Raw genomic sequence first — 20,347 nt, 5'->3', positions numbered from 1 at the left:
CGTGCAGATTATTGGAATGCCGTCTCCAAGAAGCTGCGCAGTTTACGTGACTGTAAACGTTCACTTGGCATTTCCCGCACCATTTCTAGGGCACGTATGCCAATGTGCAAATGCTGACCTACCTGCTTACTGTAGAACGCATTGGCCATGCCCGGCAGTTTTAATTCACCATGCAACGGCTTATCCGATACACACAACAATGTGCCATAGGGAATACGGAACCTAAAGCCATTCGCCGAAATGGTGGCAGACTCCATGTCCAACGCAATCGCACGCGACTGAGACAACTTCATTACAGGCTCATGGTGGTCACGCAGCTCCCAGTTGCGGTTATCAATGGAAGCCACCGTGCCTGTGCGCATAATGCGTTTTAATTCCCACCCTGACAAACCAGCAACTTCGGCTACCGCTTGCTCCAATGGCACTTGAATTTCTGCCAGTGGAGGAATAGGTACCCACAACGGTAAATCGTCGTCCAGCACCTTGTCTTGACGCACATAACCGTGTGCCAAGACATAATCGCCCAAACGCTGCGATGTGCGTAGTCCTGCACAATGCCCCAGCATCAGCCATGCTGACGGACGCAGCACCGCTACGTGGTCAGTAATGGTTTTAGCGTTAGATGGCCCCACCCCAATGTTGATTAAGGTAATGCCAGTATGGTCATCGCGCATCAAGTGATACGACGGCATTTGCGGCTGACGTGAGGCATGCGCACCTTCTACTACGCCACCTGCTCGGGTAATACGATTGCCCGGCTCTACCAGCGCGGTATAACCGCTCTTAGGATCATCCAACGTAGACTGCGCCCATTTGCAGAACTCATCCACATAGAACTGGTAATTGGTGAACAGCACAAATTTCTGGAAATACTCGGGGCGCGTCGCGGTGTAGTGCTGCAAACGGTGCAGCGAGTAATCAATACGTGGAGCCGTAAACGGCGCCAATGGCAGTTCCTCGCCGGGTTTACCTACCCATGTGCCATTCACAATGGCATCGTCCATGACCTCTAAGTTTGGTACGTCGAAGTGATCACGCAAGGTATGTGCGGATGACTCGGGATACACCGCTTGTACCGAGCTCTCACCGGCCAAGCAGAAATGCAGCGGTATAGGTTGTTCGGATTCTGCAATTTCTACTGGCACGCCATGATTCTTCAGCAGCAAACGTATCTGTTCACGCAAGTAATCAAAATACAGTTCGGGTCTAGTCACCGTCGTAGCATAAGCACCAGGCTCCGCTACGTAACCGTATGCCAAGCGGCTATCTACTTCTTGGAAAGTATCTACTCGTATACGTATTTGGGGATAGCAAGCACGGTATCGCACCCCTTGGGTGAAGCCCTGCGCCATGCACATTCTGAACTGTTCGCGTATGAATGCCGTGTTGCGTCTATAGATTTCGATCAGCCGCCATACGGCTGCCTCGGCATCCCAAAACTCTTCAGCCCCAATGACCGGGGGGATAACCACTTTTACATCGTATTGCACAGATTCACGCATGATGTCCACAGCCTCAAACAAAAGTCCAGTGTATACAGGATTTATGACAATAGAGAAAACCCCCGTCTTTTAGGTATGTACGGGCTTTCCCCTATAAAAACATTCTAATACTAGGTATAGTCTTATATAACACTGGAAGGTCTTATATAAGACCGAAGACATCACAGCCATGTCATCCTATGCAAGCCACTGTATTTATTGGTAAAATGTGAGAATTCACGCTTTATGAAGAAATGGATTCGTTCAGGGCAACTTCCATTTTTCCGCGTTGATCGGGCTATTTTCTCCGCTCATCAGTCAATACTTATAGTATTGAGTGTTCTTACCAGAAGTACATTCAGAGCCAGTGCTCTGAATACCTATCCCTATTTTCGTGCCCTGCAGCGACCTTCCTGCCCGGGACTATCCTCCCGGTTTCAGCAACCTCTTAACCTTACGCAAAGGCAATCATGACCAAACGAATCACATGTGAAAGACTGCAGATTGCAGAAGCACTGCACCAATTCATCGAAAACGAAGCCTTGCCCGGCACAGGCTTGGATTCCAAAACATTCTGGCAAGGCGTAGACAAACTGGTGCACGATTTGGCACCACGCAACCGCGAATTGCTGGCTGAACGTGACCGTCTGCAAGCTGAGCTAGACACATGGCACGGCGCCAACCCAGGCCCTATCAAAGATATGGCCGCTTACAAGACATTCTTGAAGCAAATCGGTTACCTGAAAGACGTTCCTGCTTCCGTGAAAGTGAACACCACTAACGTGGACACTGAAATCACTGAGCAAGGTGGTCCTCAGTTGGTTGTACCTATCATGAACGCTCGCTACGCGCTAAACGCTGTGAACGCTCGTTGGGGCAGCCTGTACAACGCACTGTATGGTACAGACGCCATTTCCAACGACGGCGGTGCCGAAGCTGGTAAAGGCTACAACCCTGTACGCGGTGCCAAAGTTATCGCTTTCGCACGCAAATTCCTGAACGACACTATTCCTCTGAACCAAGGCTCTCACACTGACGCGACTCAGTACGCTATTGTGAACGGTGCATTGGAAGTCACACTGAAAGACGGCAGCAAAGCTACTTTGGCTGACGCTTCCACCCTGATGGGCTACCGTGGCGACGCCGCTAACCCAGAAGCCATTGTATTCGGTCACAACGGTCTGCGTTTTGAGCTGCAAATCGACCGTAACGATGCTATCGGTAAAGATGATGCAGCGGGCGTAAAAGACGTATTGCTGGAATCCGCACTGACCACCATCATGGACTGCGAAGACTCCGTAGCTGCTGTAGACGCTGAAGACAAAGTACTGGCCTACCGCAACTGGTTGGGTCTGGTAACAGGCACACTAACTGAAGAAATCAGCAAAGATGGCCGCACATTCACACGTAAGCTGAACGCTGACCGTGACTACACCGACCTGCAAGGCAAAGCACAAACACTGCCAGGCCGCTCCATGATGTTCGTGCGTAACGTTGGTCACTTGATGACTAACCCCGCCATCTTGGACGAAAAAGGCAACGAAGTACCAGAAGGCATCATGGATGCTATCTTCACTAACCTGATCGCTATGCGTGATCTGAAGTTGAAGAAAAACTCCCGCACTGGCTCCATTTACATCGTGAAGCCAAAAATGCATGGCCCTGCCGAAGTTGCCTTCGCTAACGAACTGTTTGCACGCGTTGAAGACGTACTTGGTCTGCCACGTAACACCATCAAAATGGGTGTAATGGATGAAGAGCGCCGCACAACCGTAAATCTGAAAGCATGTATTGATGCTGCTAACGAGCGTGTAGTGTTCATCAACACCGGTTTCTTGGACCGCACTGGCGATGAAATCCACACCATCATGCGCGCTGGCCCTGTTGTACGTAAAGGCGACATGAAAACCCAGAAATGGTTGTCCGCTTACGAGCGCAACAACGTTCAAACTGGCCTGGAATGCGGTCTGCGCGGTCGTGCTCAAATCGGTAAAGGGATGTGGGCGATGCCTGACCTGATGGCCGATATGCTGGTACAAAAAATTGGTCACCTGAAAGCCGGTGGTAACACGGCGTGGGTTCCTTCCCCAACCGCAGCCACTCTGCACGCGCTCCACTACCACCAAGTAAGCGTAGACGACATCCAGAAAGGTATGGAAGGCCAGAAAGTTGAGGTTCTGGACGACATTCTGACTATTCCTGTTGCTGAAAACACCAACTGGTCTGCTGAAGAAATCCAGCAAGAACTGGACAACAACACCCAAGGTATTCTGGGTTACGTTGTTCGTTGGATTGACCAAGGTGTGGGCTGCTCCAAAGTACCTGATATCCACAACGTAGGCTTGATGGAAGACCGCGCCACACTGCGTATTTCCAGCCAGCACATTGCTAACTGGATGCTGCACGGTATTGTGACACCTGAGCAAGTAGACGCAACGCTGCAACGCATGGCTGCCGTCGTAGACAAGCAAAACGCTGGCGACGCTCTGTACCGCAACATGGCTGGTAACTTTGACACCTCCAAAGCGTACAAAGCTGCACGCGACCTGATCTTCAAAGGTTTGGAACAGCCTAACGGCTACACCGAGCCTCTGCTGCATCAATGGCGTTTGGCGCTGAAAGCTGAAGGCTAATCGCTTTACTGCTTTGTCATACAAAACGGGCTGCCTTTAGGTAGCCCGTTTTTTTTATGGCGGCATACTCAAGCTATACAGATACCCCTTTACTTTGCTGGCACTGCCATTCACACGCTATATCGCCTGCCTAAGCACCGCTGACCACGGCCAACCTGGCGTCCACAAAACCGTATGACCCGCACGCTATAATGCATTGTTCATTCTGCTGTAGGCCGCTTTATGTCCACTTCTTTATCGCGCCAGTCGCGTACTAAACGCTTACTGCTACGTATTTTATTAATTCTGGCTACCGTAGCCAGCGTTGGTTATTACCTGTATTACGCCATTCGTTATCAGCATCTACACGTACCCGTGCTGAACTGGTTGCACCAACACGAACAAAACGACCAGGATTGGAATCAACCTGCATTACACGCGGATTCATTTCCTCTACAAGATTACCGGCTCACATACTCCCGCAGCATCCCTCAAATTGAGAAAAATTTGTCTGGCCTCACCTATATGGAAGATCACCAGACACTCCTAGCGGTGTTAAACAGACCGCCCACCATCCTAGAGCTCAATCTACAGGGTGACATTCAAGCGACCTACCCATTAGAGGGTATCTCTGACACCGAAGGCATTAGCTACCTAGGCAATGGGCAGGTGGCACTCAGTAACGAGAAACACGGCAAAATCGTCTTGGCGCAATTGCCTGAGCAGCCGGGTCGCCTAGACCTCAGCCTCGCTCCTAAATTGTCTCTAGGCCCTGCTGACAGCAATAATGGTGGCTTGGAAGGATTGGGCTACGACCACATACGAGATCTGTTGTATGTAGTGAAAGAACATTCACCCAAGGGGCTGTTCCGATTACATGGATTATGTGCCGAAAAACCCACATGCTCATTCGACAATATACATATTGAAGATGTAAGTCATTGGTTAGAGTCTTTAGAGTTTATTCACGACTTGTCTAGCGTTATTGTGGAGCCTGAGCGTGGTCATATTATTTTATTAAGTGAACAAAATCAGGCACTACTAGAATTAGATGATAACGGTAAACCACGTAGTTATAGAGCACTCAATTATCAGCATAACGATCAAAATATTCCGCAAGCAGAGGGAATCACTCTGGGCCCCAATGGCCATCTATATTTGGTCAGTGAACCGAATTTATTTTATGTTTTTACGCGCTAAATTATTTTAGCGTTAAATTAAAAACCTTTTAATCAAAACGAATTAATTCCAGCTACGACAAATTAAATAATTCATCTTCGCCAAAATTAAGATTTAGTTACAGGCAAAAGCTACTTTCACGCTGCTATACTACGGGCTAATTTTTGCTATCCGAGAGAGCACGGGAAATGAAAAAAGTACTACTTATTGCGGCACTAACAGTGGGTTTGGCTGGTTGTGAAACACTAAACTCCGTAACCAAAAGCATTGATGACACTTTTGCCAGCGTTAACGATGCAATGGGTGGAGCTCCTATTACGGACACACCAGCACAAATTTGTGCAGAGATTCGCTCTAACAAAGCACGCGCTACGAATAAATACATGGGTAAAGTTATTGAGACCACTGGTCGCCTGACTTCCATCGAACAAAACCTGGTTGCAAAAAGCATGAGCAGCTTCAACTCCGATGTATGGGGTAGCGCTAAACAGTTCGATGTACGAGTCACCAACGGTCAAACTGAGTTTGTGACATTGATCACGAAACGCCCAACCCAACTAGATGCGTTTAATCTGGGCGACTCCGTTACCATTAAAGGCCGTATTGAGAGCGTGGACGGTGGTAACAAAGGCTGCCGTATTGAGCTTGCATCCGACCCAAGGCTCACTAAAAACTAACTAGTCTACGTTTGGCCCGCGCTTCGCGCTGCTGCATTTCTGCTTTCTCAACAAGCACGTCTTGTATGTAGCGTATGTGCCCTTGCGCGGCCAGTAGCGCATTATCAGCTGATCCTTGCATGATGGCCTCATACAGCGCTTGATGTTGCGCGATGAGGTCATCACGTATGTTTTGCCCTTCTTGTACGCCACCAAAATTGATACGCACCTCGGGTCCTAGCACCTCATAAGTATTGCGTATAGTGTGTAGCAACACGGCATTATGGCTGGCTTCAGCAATCACCAAATGAAAATGCGCATCGGCATCTTGATGCTGCTGCTCGTTAGCGCTATGAGGTTGCTCGTAATGCTGCCTCAACACTCTAAACGCTTCACTCAAACGCTCTTTATCGGCCTCTGTCGCACGTAAAGCGGCATAGTAGGAACACGCCCCCTCAACCATGTGACGGAACTCCAGCAAATCACGTTGAGCATCGGCATTCGCCAGCAACACGTTTTGCAACGGGTCTCTGAAAATAGCCCCTACTTCATCGGCTACATAAGTGCCGCCGCCATGCTGCGTTTGTAGCAGCCCCATTGCAACTAAAGAATGTATGGCTTCGCGCACAGAAGGACGCGACACGCCAAAGCTTTCTGCGAGCTCGCGCTCGGCAGGTAACCGTTGTCCACGTACCCAAGCCCCCTCAAAAATCAGATTCTTGATTTTCTCTGCAATCTCATCTGATAAGCGGGGCCGCTTCATGATTGGTGTATTCATAAAACCGCAATTTCAGGTAAAGCTTTTACCTGCCCTCATTTTTTCTCATGATTATACGCTGTAGGCACAAGGCGGCGGCACACAATACACCGCTTCTCTGGCCTGACAGGGTTTTCCCTCAAAACCCCCACTCACAGCGCTAAATAACTGATTTTCTTTAGGGTTTTCCCCAGACTATATACAAAAACAAGAGCTCTGTATCTGCTTTGCTGTATAGCCCTACCGACTTTACCCCATTACAGTCATATGCCATACATGATTATGGTTATCACACATAAAATGGAGACTGCTACATGGAGACACATGCAAAAGTAGCGCCTGTGGATGAGCTGTTACCACCAGGAAAACTCGGCTTATTGGGCTTACAACACGTATTAGTCATGTACGCTGGCGCAGTCGCTGTCCCCCTCATTGTGGGTAGAGCGCTGAACCTTAGCCCTGAAGAAGTATCCTTACTGATTGCCGCCGACTTATTCGTGTGCGGTGTAATCACTATCATACAGTCCTTAGGCGCCACTCAGTGGTTAGGGATACGCCTACCTGTGATGATGGGTGTCACCTTTGCTGCTGTTGGCCCTATGGTGTCCATGGCACATGCTAATCCTGGGCACGAGGGGGCCCAACTGCTGTTTGGCACCATTATTGGCGCCGGGATTATCACTGTGCTTATTGCACCTATAGTCAGTAGGCTCTTACGTTTCTTCCCGCCTGTGGTGACTGGCACTATCATCACCATGATTGGGATCACCTTGATGCGTGTGGGGATCAACTGGATCTTTGGTAACCCTGTAGGGCCTACCGCGCCACAGATCGTGGATCCTAACCACATTGCATGGCTACAAGCCGTACAACAAGCCGCCGCACCGGGTTCTGCATTACCGCCCCCACCCGACGGTCTAGTGCTCGCAGCATCTGTTCCTAATCCGCGCTACGCTGCTATGCCAGCCCTGAGCATCTCGGCTATCGTGCTGCTGTCCATCTTGCTAATCGCCAAATTCTGCCGCGGCTTTATGGCTAACGTTGCAGTGTTGATGGGCATTATCATCGGCGCTATTGTGGCTACAGCCATTGGCATGATGACCTATGAGAAAGTCGCCGCTGCACCGTGGGTAGATATTGTTCTGCCCTTCCACTTCGGCATGCCTAAGTTCAACCTGCTCTACATTATGACAATGACGCTGGTCATGATTGTGGTGCTGATCGAATCCACCGGTATGTTCTTAGCGCTGAGTGACATGACAGGCAAGAAGATCACCCAACGCGAATTGGCGGCCGGTCTACGTACTGATGGTTTGGGAACGATTGTGGGTGGTATTTTCAACACCTTCCCGTACTCCAGCTTCTCGCAAAACGTAGGTTTGGTGGCCGTAACCGGTATTCGTAGCCGTTTCGTATGTGTGGCCGCTGGTGTCATCCTAATTATCTTGGGCCTGCTGCCAAAAATCGCTGCCTTGGTGGAATCACTACCTACGGCCGTACTTGGCGGTGCTGGTATTGTGATGTTCGGTATGGTGACCGCTACAGGTATTCGTATCTTGTCGCAGGTGAATTACACCAGCAACCGAAACAACGCGATGATTGTGGCAATTTCTATAGGCTTTGGCATGATCCCGCTGGTGGCTCCACACTTCAAACAGTGGATGCCTGAAAGCTTAGGCCCACTGATCGAATCCGGTATTTTGCTAACATCTATTTGTGCTGTGGCGTTGAACCTATTCTTTAACGGTGCCAACAAAGACACACAACTGAGCGTAGATCCTGACGGCCCAACTGTCGATGCCCACGCTTAAAGCTCCCATCTAGCTGTCCACACACAACGGCAGCTAGATGGCTTGTACAGAAAGCACAACGCCCACAGGAGTAATTCTTGTGGGCGTTGTGTTGTATAGCGTGAAACGACTTAGATTTGTGTCACAAACTTAGTCACCAGATAACCGTCAAAGGTTTCTGTACCGCCTTCACTACCAATACCGCTGTCTTTCACACCACCAAATGGTGTTTCTGGTAGGGCGCTACCGAAGTGGTTAATGTTGACCATACCAGACTCAATGCCGGTCGCTGCCAGATGAGCTGTGTGCAAGGAGTTCGTGAACACGTAAGACGACAAACCGAATGGCAAGTGGTTTGCTTTACGGATAACGTCATCCGTATCCGAGAACGGCACCACAGGCACCACAGGACCGAAAGGCTCTTCGGTCATCAACATGGAGTCTTCGCTCAAGCCAGTAATTACGGTTGGTGGGAAGAAGTTACCAATACCTTCCAATTTTTCGCCGCCCAGCACCACTTTACCGCCATGCTGCACCGCATCTTCCACAAAACGAGCCATACGTGGCACGCTGCGTTGGTTAGCCAGAGGGCCCATTTGTGTGTCGGGTTCCAGACCATTACCCACACGTACTTGTTTCAACGCATCAACGAACTCAGCCAAGAAACGGTCGTACACGTTTTTATGTACGTAGAAACGAGTAGGCGACACACACACCTGGCCAGCGTTACGCACTTTGAAGTTTGCCAACTGTTTAGCAGCGCGATCTACGTCTGCATCTTCAAACACCAGCACTGGTGAATGCCCGCCCAACTCCATGGTGGAGCGCTTCATATGTGCGCCGGCCAAAGCAGCCAGTTGTTTACCAACCGCCACCGAACCCGTGAAAGAGATCTTGCGCACTATAGGTGAGCGGATCAGGTAGTCGGAAATAAACGGTGGATCACCCCAAACGATATTCAGCACCCCTGGAGGCAAACCTGCATCGTGGAAGGCTTTAGCAATAGCCATCACAGCGCTAGGTGCTGTTTCTGGGCCTTTCAGAATGATGGTACAACCGGCACCAATCGCTGCAGAGATTTTGCGTATAGCTTGGTTATACGGGAAGTTCCATGGGGAAAATGCCGCACACACGCCAATAGGTTCACGCAGAACCATCTGACGCACATCGGGGTTACGTGCAGGTACGATACGGCCATAAATACGACGGCATTCTTCAGCATGCCAATCAGCATGGTCAGCACATGCAACGACCTCACCCACAGCTTCAGCCACAGGCTTACCCATATCTTGCGTAATATTGCGACCAATTTCCTGAGCACGCTCACGGGACAACTGGGCTACTTTACGCAAAATCTCTGAACGCTGCATGGGAGAGGATTTTTTCCAGCTCTCAAATGCTTTCGCTGAAGATTCCAGCGCCAGATCCAAGTCTGCCTTCGTCGCCATTGGCAATTGGCCCAGAACTTCTTGGGTGGCCGGATTCACTACCGGCATGGTCTCCCGCCCATCGGCCTCCACAAATTGACCATTGATATATAAAGCCAGCTTTTCGTACATGTTTGTCCCGTTATGCATTAATAAATATTGTGTAATACCGTCACTTGCACGCATTGTTCAATCGTGACTTTTCCACTATACCCGAACTGCTTTATGGGGTCATCGTTGTTGCAGCAGGCACACGATACAAGTCTTTGTTTACACCGCTTCCACGCTCATCATCCATCACCGAACTGCGTGCATCAAACCCAATCAACTGCACACCTTCACCTTGCAATGCTTGCTTGATATCGGCCGTGTATTTTTCAGCTAGCTCTTGGCTATATAACCCCGCTTCTTGAGCAGTAGTAGTCAGTAACTCTTGATCCGCTGGCGACAACCCATTTAAGAAAGTTTCGCTCCCTAACCAGACTCGAATCGTAGACGTTGCCCCAATAGCAGATAGATATTTTGCAGGTTCATACCAACGGTGTTCATACAGCGTAAACAAGTCGCCTTCTGCACCATCTACCGTGCCATACGTTAGCGCCACAGACACCTCGTCGGGCTCCAACACGACGGCTGTAGCTTTTTGATCGTCCAACAATTTTTGCTGAATAGGGTCATGGGATGTCGCGATTCTTAATCCAGCCACATCACGCACGTTGTACAAGGGTTTTTTAGCCAGAAACAACGGTTCACCGTTGTAGTAATTTTTCATCACCACACGCATGCCTTGATTCCGCAACGCTTCGCTATAAGCGGTAAATAGCGTTTCACTGCCCTCTGTGGGCAGCACGCTCATCATCTCTTGATTCGCGGCGTAATTTGCCAGCACGGGCAATGCCACTAAAGCCAGTACATTCTTGCCTTCAGCAATATCTGCCAATGCTTGTTCAGTAGTGTGATCGGCCTTTGCATCGTAGCGCAGCACCAAATCGCCTGAACTACGCTCTTTAAGCAAGTCAGCCCAGCGCTTCACCACTTTACTGTCAAAGCCATTGGCCTTACCGTCGTGCACTACCTTAATCTCTGTAGGTGCAGCCCATGCCGTCAAAGGGGCACAGACCAAACACAATATGCGCACCCAGTTTCCTAAAATTTTGTTTTTTTGCATGGTTACTTCTCTCCGCTGCACAAATACTCCACAAATACTCTTTACACTACGTCTTTTGCTTCTCGCTGAGGCAAATAGAGGTAAACAGTACCCCACTGTAGGTTAGGCTTACACATTTTTTGCGATTGGTATCAATCCATGACGTGTATTTACGAGTTTACGTTTATACACGTTCCAGACTTGCCAGAGATAGAGCCGCTTCGGTACAGTTTCACTTAACTACGTTATACGTTAGTGGCGCATCCTGTTGCGCAACGTAAAACGTTACACTGCACCATCACGGGATTTTCACTGCATTTCATGAACAGCTCTTCTTCCGATACGTTGCTGAAGTTCGAATCTGCTTCGCTAGGCTACGGTAAATTCACCGTCCTGAGCGAGATTGATATTGAAGTTAAGCGTGGCCAAGTTGTGGCCATGATGGGTGGTTCTGGTTCAGGAAAAACCACGCTGATGCGTGCTGCCACACGTCAAATTGTGGCGCAAAGCGGTAAGGTCTATGCGTTTGGTGACGATTTAGCCATGCTAAACGACCAACAAGTACGCCACGCCCGACAACGCATGGGTGTTTTATTCCAACAAGGCGCCCTGTTCACTGACTTAAACGTCTTTGAAAACGTTGCCTTCCCACTGCGCGAACATACCGACTTATCCGAAGAACAAATCCTAGAACGCGTACTGGGCAAACTAGATGCCGTAGGGTTACGAGCTGCAGCACACCTGCAAATCGCCGAAATTTCCGGCGGTATGGCACGCCGTGTCGCCTTAGCCCGAGCCATTGTGCTGGAACCTGAGCTCATTTTGTACGATGAGCCTTTTGCCGGTTTAGACCCTATCTCTCTGGGTATTACCGCGCAACTCATACGCGATCTTACCGACAAGCTGAATTGCGCCTCTGTACTGATCACGCACGACGTACCGGAGTCCTTCGCTATTGCCGATCACGTGTATATCGTAGGGCAAGGTAAGTTGATTGGACATGGTGCTCCTGCTGAGTTGGAAAAATCGACGGATCCTTATATTGCCCAGTTCTTGCACGGTGAACCTGATGGCCCTATCGCCTTCAACTACCCCGTGACACCCGCATTTAACGACTGGTTAAATACACAACAACGCCGCTCATGATAAAACTGCTCTCCCCCATCACGGCGCTAGGCCGCTTTGTCAGACTGAGCATTCATGGTTTGGGTGCTTTTACACGGTTGTTTTTTGCCATGCTGGCGCGCTCTGGCATTGCCCTGAGACGCCCCGGTTTGGTGTCGCAACAAATTCACTTTATTGGTAATTACTCCCTGCTGATTATCGCCATCTCCGGCCTATTTGTAGGTTTCGTGCTGGGATTGCAAGGGTATTACACACTGAGCCGTTATGGCTCCGAAGAAGCATTAGGCTTGTTAGTAGCGTTGTCCTTGAGCCGCGAGCTGGGGCCCGTAGTAACCGCATTATTGTTTGCGGGTCGCGCTGGTACCTCCTTAACCGCTGAAATCGGGCTCATGAAAGCAGGCGAACAGCTTACCGCCATGGAAGTCATGGCCGTAGACCCTATACGCCGTGTATTGGTACCCCGCTTCTGGGGCGGCGTGATCGCCATGCCTATACTCGCTGCCGTATTCTCAGCCGTTGGTGTGATTGGCGGCTGGATTGTAGGTGTGCCCATGATTGGCATTGATCCAGGCTCGTTCTGGTCACAGATGCAGTCTGGCGTTGATATCTTTGATGATGTACTAAACGGCGTTATCAAAAGCATTGTGTTCGGTTTGGTAGTCACGCTGATCGCCCTATATACAGGCTGGACAGCCAAAGCAACACCTGAGGGTGTTTCCCGTGCCACGACTCGTACAGTGGTCGCCGGCTCATTAGCCGTGCTCGGTTTGGATTTCCTGCTTACAGCACTGATGTTCAGCAATTAATTTTTTACGGATACGTATCATGTCACGCGAAAGATCTGATTTTCTTGTAGGCCTGTTTGTGCTGATTGGCTTGATAGCCTTAGCCTTTCTGGCACTGCGCGCAGGTAACCTGAGCTCTTTCTCCTTTGCGCCTACTTACCAAGTACAAGCCTCTTTCAATAACTTAGGTGGCCTGAAAGTACGCGCCCCTATCAAGAGCAGTGGTGTAGTTGTAGGCCGTGTCACCAACATCACTTTTGATAACAAAGACTTCAAAGCCTTGGTCACCATGGAGCTAGAAGACCGTTACCAGTTCCCGGATGACAGTTCTGCTTCTATCCTGACATCAGGTCTGTTGGGTGAACAATACATAGGCATCACCCCCGGTGGCAGTGACGATGCCCTTCATAATAACAGCGTCATTCCCTACACTCAGAGCGCGGTAGTACTCGAAGAACTCATCAGTAAATTCCTCTATAACAAAGCCGGCGAATAACCTCTACACCACGGTGTATAGAGTGCGTCCAAAAAACGACTCTGCGGTCAATTTGCTATATATGGGACTCCAGCATCTGGTATCTTTGTCTTTCTTTATCTCGGATTTTTGATCATGAATGTTACACAGCAAGCCTCACCCCCTCTCTATAAGCGTCCCTTAGCCATCGGTTCTACCTTGGCTGCGCTGGCGTTGGTGAGCGGCTGCGCGACCGTGAACAACCCAAACCCTCGAGATCCATTCGAAAGCTACAACCGGACCATGTACGCGATCAACTACAACATTGATCAAGCGTTGTTCCGTCCTATCGCGTCGGCCTATCACACCCTGACACCGCAACCTGCGCAGAACTGTTTCCGTAACATGTTCAATAACCTGGGTGATATCTGGTCTGCCGCTAACAGCTTCTTGCAAGGCCGTCCGCACGACTTCTTCAATACACTGGGTCGTGTACTGTTCAATACCACAATGGGTATTGGTGGCTGCTTTGACGTTGCATCCGAAATGGGTTCCAGACGTATTCCTAACGACTTCGGTACCACCTTGGGTGTTTGGGGTATTCCAACTGGCCCATACATTGAATTGCCCTTGCTAGGCCCAAGCACGCTGCGTGATACCACTGGTTATGTCACCGTATTGGCTGGTATTAATAGCCTGACCGAAGTGATTCCTATCATGGCGATCAAAAACGTACCTGTACGTAACTCGCTGATGGGTCTGTACATCGTGAATATGCGTTCCAACCTGTTAGACGCTGACGAATTGGTTAATGATGTAGCGCTAGATCGCTACAGCTTCATCCGTGACGCCTACCTGCAACGCCGTGACGCGATGGTAGAAAGCCGTCTGAATGGCGGTACTGCAGGCGATGCCGCTCTGCCAGACTACGGCGATGACGACGACTACGATGATGAAGATACCAACAGCATAGCCCCCACTACCGCACAAGACTGAAGGCAGAAACCATAATGTTTACGACTCTTTTTAGATTACCTGCTCTCTTGCTAATGGCGTTCAGCCTGACACTGTTCAGCCCACTGGCCAGCGCACAAACTATTGATGCCACAGGCTCACCTCAAGACTTCGTAGAAGCCGTGGCCAGCACAGCATTGAACGCCGTCAAAAGCGATGATGCCGCACGCCACGGCGATCGTGAAGCCGTTAAAGTACTGATCGAAAACTACGTATTACCTTACGTTAACTTCGAGAAAACCACCCGTTTAGCAGCTGGTAGACACTGGCGTACTGCCACACCTGAACAGCGTCAAAATCTGATCAATGCATTTAAAAACACCTTGATCCGTACCTACAGTGGTGCCATGACCAAAGTGGACGACAAATCCAGCATTTCCATGCAACCATTTCGCGGTGATGCCAATGCGAACGACGTTGTAGTGCGTTCCATGATCAATCAAAGCAATGGTCCGGCAGTCGCGGTAGATTACCGTCTGGAAAAAACACCAGAAGGCTGGAAAGTGTACGACCTGAATGTGGAAAATATCTGGCTGATCCAGAACTACCGTAACCAGTTCAACGACCAGATAGCTCAAAACGGCATAGATGGTCTGATCAACGCACTGAATCAGCAAAACCGCTGATCCTGCGCTACACTTGATCGGATCACCTCTGTTTTTCCGATCCTAACTCTATGCAGAGTCGGGTTTACCAATAAGCCCGACTCTTTGTGCTTTCATGTCTGCCATTCTGCTTGAAAACGTTTCCAAAACTTTCAGCCCTAAACGCCACAAGCTGCCGTTTTTGCGCTCGACCAAGGCTGCAGAAGCCGCACCCTTTCAGGCTCTGAAGGATGTCTCGCTGCGCATTGAGCCCGGAGAATTTTTTGGTTTGCTAGGCCCTAACGGTGCTGGCAAAACCACCATGATCTCCATTTTGGCCGGCATAACCAAAGCTACCCAAGGCACTGCCAAGGTGTATGGCTACGATGTGCAAAGCGAATACAGGCAGTCTAGACGTGCATTGGGAGTAGTCCCCCAAGAACTGGTGTATGACCCGTTTTTCACTGTACGTGAAACTCTGCGCTTGCAGTCCGGCTACTTTGGACTACGCAACAACGACGACTGGATAGACGAAATCCTGCACCATTTGGGTTTAAGTGATAAAGCCAATTCCAACATGCGTGCCCTGTCTGGTGGGATGAAACGCCGTGTATTGGTAGCCCAGGCTTTGGTGCATAAACCCCCCGTAATTATCCTAGATGAACCCACAGCCGGTGTGGACGTAGACTTACGCCGTAACCTTTGGGAATTTATCTCACGCCTCAATCGCGTGGGACATACAATTTTGTTGACCACCCACTACTTGGAAGAAGCCGAAGCGCTGTGTGGCCGCATTGCTATGCTCAAAGCCGGTGAAATCATCGCGCTAGACACCACCGCCAACCTGCTAAAAAGTGCAGGCAGTCACGATCTGGAAGAAGCTTTTGTACGTATCATGCATGGCGAACAACTGAATGAGGCACTGGCATGAGCACACAACCTACGCCAAGCAAGCGCTGGGGTGTGCCTGACCAAGAAAGCCTGACACAACTCGCACAAGATTCCTTACCCCCATTGCAAACCCAGCCGGGCGGCTCAGGTTTTCCTACGCTGCTATTCAAAGAGCTCAAGCGCTTCTGGAAAGTAGGTGGCCAGACCATGGCCGCGCCTGTGCTATCTGCCTTGCTGTATTTGCTCGTGTTTGCGCATATTTTGGAAGGGCGTGTGAATGTATACGACAAAATCCCGTATACCGCCTTTTTGATCCCTGGCTTGATGATGATGAGCATGCTGCAAAATGCATTTGCTAACCCGTCGTCATCGCTGGTGCAAAGCCGTATGGGTGGGAACCTGATTTTCATCTTGCTACCGCCACTATCCCACTGGGATATCTTCGCCGCTTATTTACTCGCCTCTATTATTCGTGGCTTAGTGGTGGGCATTGCGATTGGCTTGGTCTCGCTGTTCTTCATTCCGCTGCAAATCCACAGCTACCTGTGGGTACTAACTTTCGCGATTTTATCCTGTGGCGTCATGGGTGCTCTGGGTATAATTGCGGGCCTGTGGTCTGAGAAATTTGATCAACTTTCAGTGTTCCAGAACTTCCTGATCATGCCTGCGACCTTCTTGTCCGGCGTGTTCTACTCCATACACAGCCTGCCTCCTTTCTGGCAGTCGGTATCGCACTGGAACCCCATTTTCTACACCATTGATGGTTTCCGTTATGGCTTTTTCGCCATCTCAGATGCCTCCCCTTGGCACAGTCTGGCCGTGGTTGGGTCCGTGTTTGTCGTACTGTGCCTGATCCTGCTACGCATGCTCATTTCGGGCTATAAATTACGGAATTAATTATGTTGCCGACACCTGAACTCGTACGCCAGTACATTGCCGACAACCTGGACTGTGAACATGTCGAAGTCACTGGCGATGGTGCCCACTTTGAGGCCATCATCGTAAGCCGTGAATTTGAAGGCAAGCGTGCTATCGCTCGCCACCAACGCGTATACAAAGCATTGGGGAACCGCATGGATGCTGAAATCCATGCCTTGTCCATGCGCACTCTTACTCCCGAAGAATACAAGGCTGAACAGAATGGATAAACTGCGCATCACCGGTGGTCAACGTTTAAACGGAGAGATCACCGTATCCGGTGCCAAAAATGCCGCCCTGCCTATACTCTGTGCCACGTTATTGACCAGCGATACTGTTACGCTGCATAACGCGCCAGAACTGCGCGACATTGACACCACCCTAAAACTGCTGAATCAGTTGGGTGCTCATGTAGAGCGCAATGCCGAAAGCGTAACCATACGCGCCAACGAACTGCATAGTTTGGAGGCCCCTTACGAGCTGGTGAAAACCATGCGCGCTTCCATTCTGGTGCTGGGCCCATTACTGGCACGCTTCGGTGAAGCACGCGTCAGCTTGCCCGGCGGCTGCGCCATTGGCCAACGCCCTGTGGATCAGCACATCAAGGGCTTGGAAGCCATGGGTGCAGACATCCTCATCGAACACGGTTTCGTGGTTGCTAAAGCTAAACGCCTCAAAGGTGCGGTGATCCGTACTGATATGGTGACAGTGACAGGTACAGAAAACCTGCTAATGGCCGCCACACTGGCCGACGGCGAAACCATTCTGGAAAACGCTGCACGCGAACCAGAAATCGTAGACTTGGCCGAACTGTTGATCGCCATGGGCGCGAAAATCAGTGGCCACGGTACAGATCGCATCACCATTCAAGGCGTAGAACGCCTGCACGGTGCAGAACACACCATCATGCCAGACCGCATTGAAGCAGGTACATTCCTGTGCGCGGTAGCCGCTACAGGCGGTGATTTGATGCTGCGTCGCGCATGCCCTGACACTCTGGGTGCAACGTTAGACAAACTGCGTGAAGCCGGTCTACACATTGAAACTGGCCCAGATTGGGTACGCGGCACGATGCATGGTCGCCCTAAAGCAACTGGTTTCCGTACCAGTGAATACCCAAGTTTCCCTACCGATATGCAAGCACAGTTGATGGCGCTAAACACCATCGCTGACGGTACTGCCATGGTAGTAGAAACCATCTTTGAAAACCGTTTCATGCACGTACAAGAACTGATCCGCTTGGGTGCGCAGATCGAAATCGATGGTAATGCTGCCGTTGTGACCGGTGTAAGCCAATTGTTGGGTGCCCGTGTGATGGCAACCGACTTGCGCGCGTCTGCCAGCTTAGTGATTGCTGGTTTGGCCGCCAAAGGCGACACTATCATCGAGCGTATTTACCACTTGGATCGTGGCTACGACCGCATGGAATCCAAACTGCAAGCTGTAGGTGCCCACATTGAGCGCCTGACGAAGGAAGAAGAATGAGCCCAGCCAGTGCAAATCGTCCTCTGACCTTGGCACTTTCCAAAGGCAGGATTTTTGATGAAACCCTGCCTTTGCTGGAAGAAGCCGGCATTAAGGTGTTGGAAAGCCCAGAAACTTCACGCAAGTTGATTCTGCCTACCAACTCACCTGATCTGCAAATCATCATTGTGCGTGCTACCGACGTACCTACGTACGTGCAATACGGTGCTGCGCATATTGGGATCGCGGGTAAAGACGTACTGTACGAACACAGCGAACATCACCCCGGCGGTATCTACCAGCCCATCGACCTGAACATCGCCCGTTGCCGCATGAGCGTGGCCGTGGCAGAAGGGTTTGACTACGACAACGCCGTACGCAAAGGCTCTCGCCTGCGTATCGCAACCAAATACACGCGCGCAGCTCGTGAGCACTTCGCGTCCAAAGGTGTGTACGTAGACTTAATCAAACTGTACGGCTCTATGGAACTGGCACCGTTGGTAGGGCTGGCTGACGCCATTGTGGACTTGGTTTCCACTGGTAGTACCTTGCGTGCCAACCATTTGGAAGAAGTAGAAGAGATCGCCCAGATTTCTTCGCGCCTCATCATCAACCAAGCAGCCATGAAAACCCGTCAGACTGAATTGCAGCCTCTGATCAACGCTTTTATGCGCGCAGCGGTTGAACCACCCCAGAACTAGACGATCTCGGATACACTAAACTGTACCCTGTTGTTTCTCTTTTGATTTGCACCATGTCCATGATCCGCCGTTTGAGCACGACATCCGCCCAGTTCGATCAAGAATTGCGCGATCTGCTGGCTTATGAAGCCACACAAGATGACTCCATCGAGCAAGCCTGTAAAACCATTCTGCACGCTGTCAAAGAGCGTGGAGATGCCGCATTGCTTGAGTTCACACAACGTTTTGATCATGTACCCGCACATTCGATGGCTGAATTGGAAATTTCAGCCCAAGAACTGCAACAGGCTCTGAACACACTACCAGCCGATCAACGCCACGCACTAGAGCAAGCGGCTGAGCGTGTACGTCTGTACCACGAAAAACAGCGCGCTACCGACTGGTCCTACACCGAAGCCGATGGCACAGTTTTAGGCCAGAAAATCACTCCGCTGGATCGCGTAGGTTTGTACGTACCCGGTGGCAAAGCAGCATACCCATCCTCAGTGCTCATGAATGCCATGCCAGCCAAAGTAGCCGGCGTGGGCGAACTAATCATGGTTACCCCCACACCCAACGGCGAGCGCAACCAATTGGTGTTAGCGGCCGCTGCATTGGCCGGTGTGGACAAGGTTTACACGGTTGGTGGCGCACAAGCCGTTGCTGCTTTGGCATACGGTACTGAAAGCATTACGCCTGTGGATAAAATCGTAGGGCCAGGTAACGCCTACGTTGCTGAAGCCAAACGTCGCGTGTTTGGTATTGTGGGCATAGACATGATTGCTGGCCCTAGCGAAATTCTGATCATCGCTGACGGCAGCACACCAGCCGAATGGGTAGCGATGGATCTGTTCTCACAAGCTGAACACGATGAACTGGCACAATCCATCTTGCTGTGCCCTGACGCCGCCTACTTAGACAAAGTAGAAGCCGCTATCGCAGAGCTCATCACCACCATGCCGCGTGAAGCCATCATTCGCCAAAGTCTGAAAGACCGTGGTGCACTGATCTTAGTACGCGATATGGATGAAGCATGTAACGTTGCTAACCACATTGCAGCTGAACACTTGGAGATTTCCACACTGGAACCTGAGCGTTGGGCACAAAAAATCCGCCATGCGGGTGCTATTTTCATGGGCCACTACAGCTCAGAGTCGCTGGGCGACTACTGCGCAGGCCCTAACCACGTACTGCCCACATCGCGTACCGCACGTTTCTCATCCCCATTAGGTGTGTATGATTTCCAGAAACGCAGCAGCATGATTAATGTCTCGCAGGCCGGCGCTCAAACGCTAGGCCCTATTGCCGCTACTCTCGCTAAAGGCGAAGGGCTATTTGCCCACGCTGCCAGCGCAGAATACCGTCTCAAACCTTAACCCCGGT

General features: G+C 50.5%; 19 protein-coding genes. 15 read left to right on the top strand and 4 right to left on the bottom strand.

Annotated elements, in window-relative coordinates:
- Positions 1 to 8: 8 nt before the first annotated feature.
- Entirely contained in the window at positions 9 to 1,502 is a 1,494-nt protein-coding gene (locus AC3QL0_RS00620) for an AMP nucleosidase (RefSeq protein ID WP_493009602.1), read from the bottom strand.
- Positions 1,503 to 1,951: 449 nt separating this feature from the next.
- On the opposite strand from AC3QL0_RS00620, the gene AC3QL0_RS00615 reads away from it, so the two are divergent.
- The 3 genes from AC3QL0_RS00615 to AC3QL0_RS00605 all read left to right on the top strand — a co-directional run bounded on the left by AC3QL0_RS00615 (position 1,952) and on the right by AC3QL0_RS00605 (position 5,949).
- Positions 1,952 to 4,114 (top strand): malate synthase G, encoded by a 2,163-nt coding sequence (locus AC3QL0_RS00615; RefSeq protein WP_493009601.1) that lies wholly within the window; start codon positions 1,952 to 1,954, stop codon positions 4,112 to 4,114.
- A gap of 222 nt (positions 4,115 to 4,336) precedes the next feature.
- A complete protein-coding gene (locus AC3QL0_RS00610) occupies positions 4,337 to 5,293 on the top strand; it encodes an SdiA-regulated domain-containing protein (RefSeq protein WP_493009600.1) in 957 nt (318 codons plus the stop codon).
- A 167-nt stretch (positions 5,294 to 5,460) separates the two neighbouring features.
- Positions 5,461 to 5,949: a hypothetical protein gene (locus AC3QL0_RS00605; protein WP_493009599.1), complete on the top strand. Its 489-nt coding sequence runs from the start codon at positions 5,461 to 5,463 to the stop codon at positions 5,947 to 5,949.
- Here the strand turns inward: AC3QL0_RS00605 and AC3QL0_RS00600 are convergent.
- Positions 5,939 to 6,691: a FadR/GntR family transcriptional regulator gene (locus tag AC3QL0_RS00600; protein ID WP_493009598.1), complete on the bottom strand. Its 753-nt coding sequence runs from the start codon at positions 6,689 to 6,691 to the stop codon at positions 5,939 to 5,941. The genes AC3QL0_RS00605 and AC3QL0_RS00600 overlap by 11 nt on opposite strands.
- Positions 6,692 to 6,999: 308 nt before the next feature.
- Between AC3QL0_RS00600 and AC3QL0_RS00595 the strand changes: the two genes are divergently transcribed.
- The gene (locus AC3QL0_RS00595) at positions 7,000 to 8,496 is read left to right on the top strand and encodes a nucleobase:cation symporter-2 family protein (RefSeq protein WP_493009597.1); all 1,497 of its coding nucleotides are present in this window, start codon (positions 7,000 to 7,002) and stop codon (positions 8,494 to 8,496) included.
- 110 nt (positions 8,497 to 8,606) lie between these two features.
- On the opposite strand, the gene AC3QL0_RS00590 is transcribed toward AC3QL0_RS00595, so the two are convergent.
- Both AC3QL0_RS00590 and dctP read right to left on the bottom strand, forming a co-directional pair.
- Positions 8,607 to 10,034, bottom strand: coding sequence for an NAD-dependent succinate-semialdehyde dehydrogenase (locus AC3QL0_RS00590; RefSeq protein ID WP_493009596.1), 1,428 nt, complete (start codon positions 10,032 to 10,034; stop codon positions 8,607 to 8,609).
- A 91-nt stretch (positions 10,035 to 10,125) separates the two neighbouring features.
- Positions 10,126 to 11,070 (bottom strand): TRAP transporter substrate-binding protein DctP, encoded by a 945-nt coding sequence (gene dctP / locus AC3QL0_RS00585; protein ID WP_493009595.1) that lies wholly within the window; start codon positions 11,068 to 11,070, stop codon positions 10,126 to 10,128.
- 300 nt (positions 11,071 to 11,370) lie between these two features.
- On the opposite strand from dctP, the gene AC3QL0_RS00580 reads away from it, so the two are divergent.
- From AC3QL0_RS00580 to hisD, 11 genes are all read left to right on the top strand, one after another.
- Positions 11,371 to 12,195 carry an ABC transporter ATP-binding protein gene (locus AC3QL0_RS00580; RefSeq protein WP_493009594.1) on the top strand — a complete coding sequence of 275 codons (825 nt, stop codon included), beginning with the start codon at positions 11,371 to 11,373 and terminating at the stop codon, positions 12,193 to 12,195.
- A complete protein-coding gene (gene mlaE / locus AC3QL0_RS00575; protein ID WP_493009593.1) occupies positions 12,192 to 12,980 on the top strand; it encodes a lipid asymmetry maintenance ABC transporter permease subunit MlaE in 789 nt (262 codons plus the stop codon). The genes AC3QL0_RS00580 and mlaE overlap by 4 nt, the downstream gene beginning before the upstream one ends.
- Before the next feature lie 19 nt (positions 12,981 to 12,999).
- The gene (mlaD, locus tag AC3QL0_RS00570) at positions 13,000 to 13,455 is read left to right on the top strand and encodes an outer membrane lipid asymmetry maintenance protein MlaD (RefSeq protein ID WP_493009592.1); all 456 of its coding nucleotides are present in this window, start codon (positions 13,000 to 13,002) and stop codon (positions 13,453 to 13,455) included.
- A gap of 114 nt (positions 13,456 to 13,569) precedes the next feature.
- On the top strand, positions 13,570 to 14,409 hold the full coding sequence (locus tag AC3QL0_RS00565; protein ID WP_493009591.1) for an MlaA family lipoprotein: 840 nt from the start codon (positions 13,570 to 13,572) through the stop codon (positions 14,407 to 14,409).
- 14 nt (positions 14,410 to 14,423) lie between these two features.
- Entirely contained in the window at positions 14,424 to 15,053 is a 630-nt protein-coding gene (locus tag AC3QL0_RS00560; RefSeq protein ID WP_493009590.1) for an MlaC/ttg2D family ABC transporter substrate-binding protein, read from the top strand.
- Positions 15,054 to 15,147: 94 nt separating this feature from the next.
- Positions 15,148 to 15,942, top strand: a complete 795-nt coding sequence (locus tag AC3QL0_RS00555; RefSeq protein WP_493009589.1) for an ABC transporter ATP-binding protein — start codon at positions 15,148 to 15,150, stop codon at positions 15,940 to 15,942.
- A gap of 50 nt (positions 15,943 to 15,992) precedes the next feature.
- A complete protein-coding gene (locus AC3QL0_RS00550; RefSeq protein WP_493011022.1) occupies positions 15,993 to 16,799 on the top strand; it encodes an ABC transporter permease in 807 nt (268 codons plus the stop codon).
- 2 nt (positions 16,800 to 16,801) lie between these two features.
- Positions 16,802 to 17,050 (top strand): BolA family protein, encoded by a 249-nt coding sequence (locus AC3QL0_RS00545; protein ID WP_135861409.1) that lies wholly within the window; start codon positions 16,802 to 16,804, stop codon positions 17,048 to 17,050.
- Positions 17,043 to 18,305 carry a UDP-N-acetylglucosamine 1-carboxyvinyltransferase gene (gene murA, locus AC3QL0_RS00540; RefSeq protein WP_493009588.1) on the top strand — a complete coding sequence of 421 codons (1,263 nt, stop codon included), beginning with the start codon at positions 17,043 to 17,045 and terminating at the stop codon, positions 18,303 to 18,305. The genes AC3QL0_RS00545 and murA overlap by 8 nt, the downstream gene beginning before the upstream one ends.
- Positions 18,302 to 18,985: an ATP phosphoribosyltransferase gene (gene hisG, locus AC3QL0_RS00535; protein WP_166406694.1), complete on the top strand. Its 684-nt coding sequence runs from the start codon at positions 18,302 to 18,304 to the stop codon at positions 18,983 to 18,985. The genes murA and hisG overlap by 4 nt, the downstream gene beginning before the upstream one ends.
- A gap of 53 nt (positions 18,986 to 19,038) precedes the next feature.
- Positions 19,039 to 20,340, top strand: a complete 1,302-nt coding sequence (gene hisD, locus AC3QL0_RS00530) for a histidinol dehydrogenase (protein WP_493009586.1) — start codon at positions 19,039 to 19,041, stop codon at positions 20,338 to 20,340.
- Positions 20,341 to 20,347 lie beyond the last annotated feature (7 nt).

The organism is Paenalcaligenes sp. GW821-LYS-B07-1, from assembly GCF_058803365.1.
Note: the sequence above shows the minus strand (reverse complement) of the source record. Positions and strands in the feature narration are given on the sequence as shown.

What these genes read in the sequence shown, in the direction of transcription:
- AC3QL0_RS00620 (WP_493009602.1), bottom strand. Translation starts at nt 1,502, where the DNA reads ATGCGTGAATCTGTGCAATACGATGTAAAAGTGGTTATCCCCCCGGTC.
- AC3QL0_RS00615 (WP_493009601.1), top strand. Translation starts at nt 1,952, where the DNA reads ATGACCAAACGAATCACATGTGAAAGACTGCAGATTGCAGAAGCACTG.
- AC3QL0_RS00610 (WP_493009600.1), top strand. Translation starts at nt 4,337, where the DNA reads ATGTCCACTTCTTTATCGCGCCAGTCGCGTACTAAACGCTTACTGCTA.
- AC3QL0_RS00605 (WP_493009599.1), top strand. Translation starts at nt 5,461, where the DNA reads ATGAAAAAAGTACTACTTATTGCGGCACTAACAGTGGGTTTGGCTGGT.
- AC3QL0_RS00600 (WP_493009598.1), bottom strand. Translation starts at nt 6,691, where the DNA reads ATGAAGCGGCCCCGCTTATCAGATGAGATTGCAGAGAAAATCAAGAAT.
- AC3QL0_RS00595 (WP_493009597.1), top strand. Translation starts at nt 7,000, where the DNA reads ATGGAGACACATGCAAAAGTAGCGCCTGTGGATGAGCTGTTACCACCA.
- AC3QL0_RS00590 (WP_493009596.1), bottom strand. Translation starts at nt 10,034, where the DNA reads ATGTACGAAAAGCTGGCTTTATATATCAATGGTCAATTTGTGGAGGCC.
- dctP (WP_493009595.1), bottom strand. Translation starts at nt 11,070, where the DNA reads ATGCAAAAAAACAAAATTTTAGGAAACTGGGTGCGCATATTGTGTTTG.
- AC3QL0_RS00580 (WP_493009594.1), top strand. Translation starts at nt 11,371, where the DNA reads ATGAACAGCTCTTCTTCCGATACGTTGCTGAAGTTCGAATCTGCTTCG.
- mlaE (WP_493009593.1), top strand. Translation starts at nt 12,192, where the DNA reads ATGATAAAACTGCTCTCCCCCATCACGGCGCTAGGCCGCTTTGTCAGA.
- mlaD (WP_493009592.1), top strand. Translation starts at nt 13,000, where the DNA reads ATGTCACGCGAAAGATCTGATTTTCTTGTAGGCCTGTTTGTGCTGATT.
- AC3QL0_RS00565 (WP_493009591.1), top strand. Translation starts at nt 13,570, where the DNA reads ATGAATGTTACACAGCAAGCCTCACCCCCTCTCTATAAGCGTCCCTTA.
- AC3QL0_RS00560 (WP_493009590.1), top strand. Translation starts at nt 14,424, where the DNA reads ATGTTTACGACTCTTTTTAGATTACCTGCTCTCTTGCTAATGGCGTTC.
- AC3QL0_RS00555 (WP_493009589.1), top strand. Translation starts at nt 15,148, where the DNA reads ATGTCTGCCATTCTGCTTGAAAACGTTTCCAAAACTTTCAGCCCTAAA.
- AC3QL0_RS00545 (WP_135861409.1), top strand. Translation starts at nt 16,802, where the DNA reads ATGTTGCCGACACCTGAACTCGTACGCCAGTACATTGCCGACAACCTG.
- murA (WP_493009588.1), top strand. Translation starts at nt 17,043, where the DNA reads ATGGATAAACTGCGCATCACCGGTGGTCAACGTTTAAACGGAGAGATC.
- hisG (WP_166406694.1), top strand. Translation starts at nt 18,302, where the DNA reads ATGAGCCCAGCCAGTGCAAATCGTCCTCTGACCTTGGCACTTTCCAAA.
- hisD (WP_493009586.1), top strand. Translation starts at nt 19,039, where the DNA reads ATGTCCATGATCCGCCGTTTGAGCACGACATCCGCCCAGTTCGATCAA.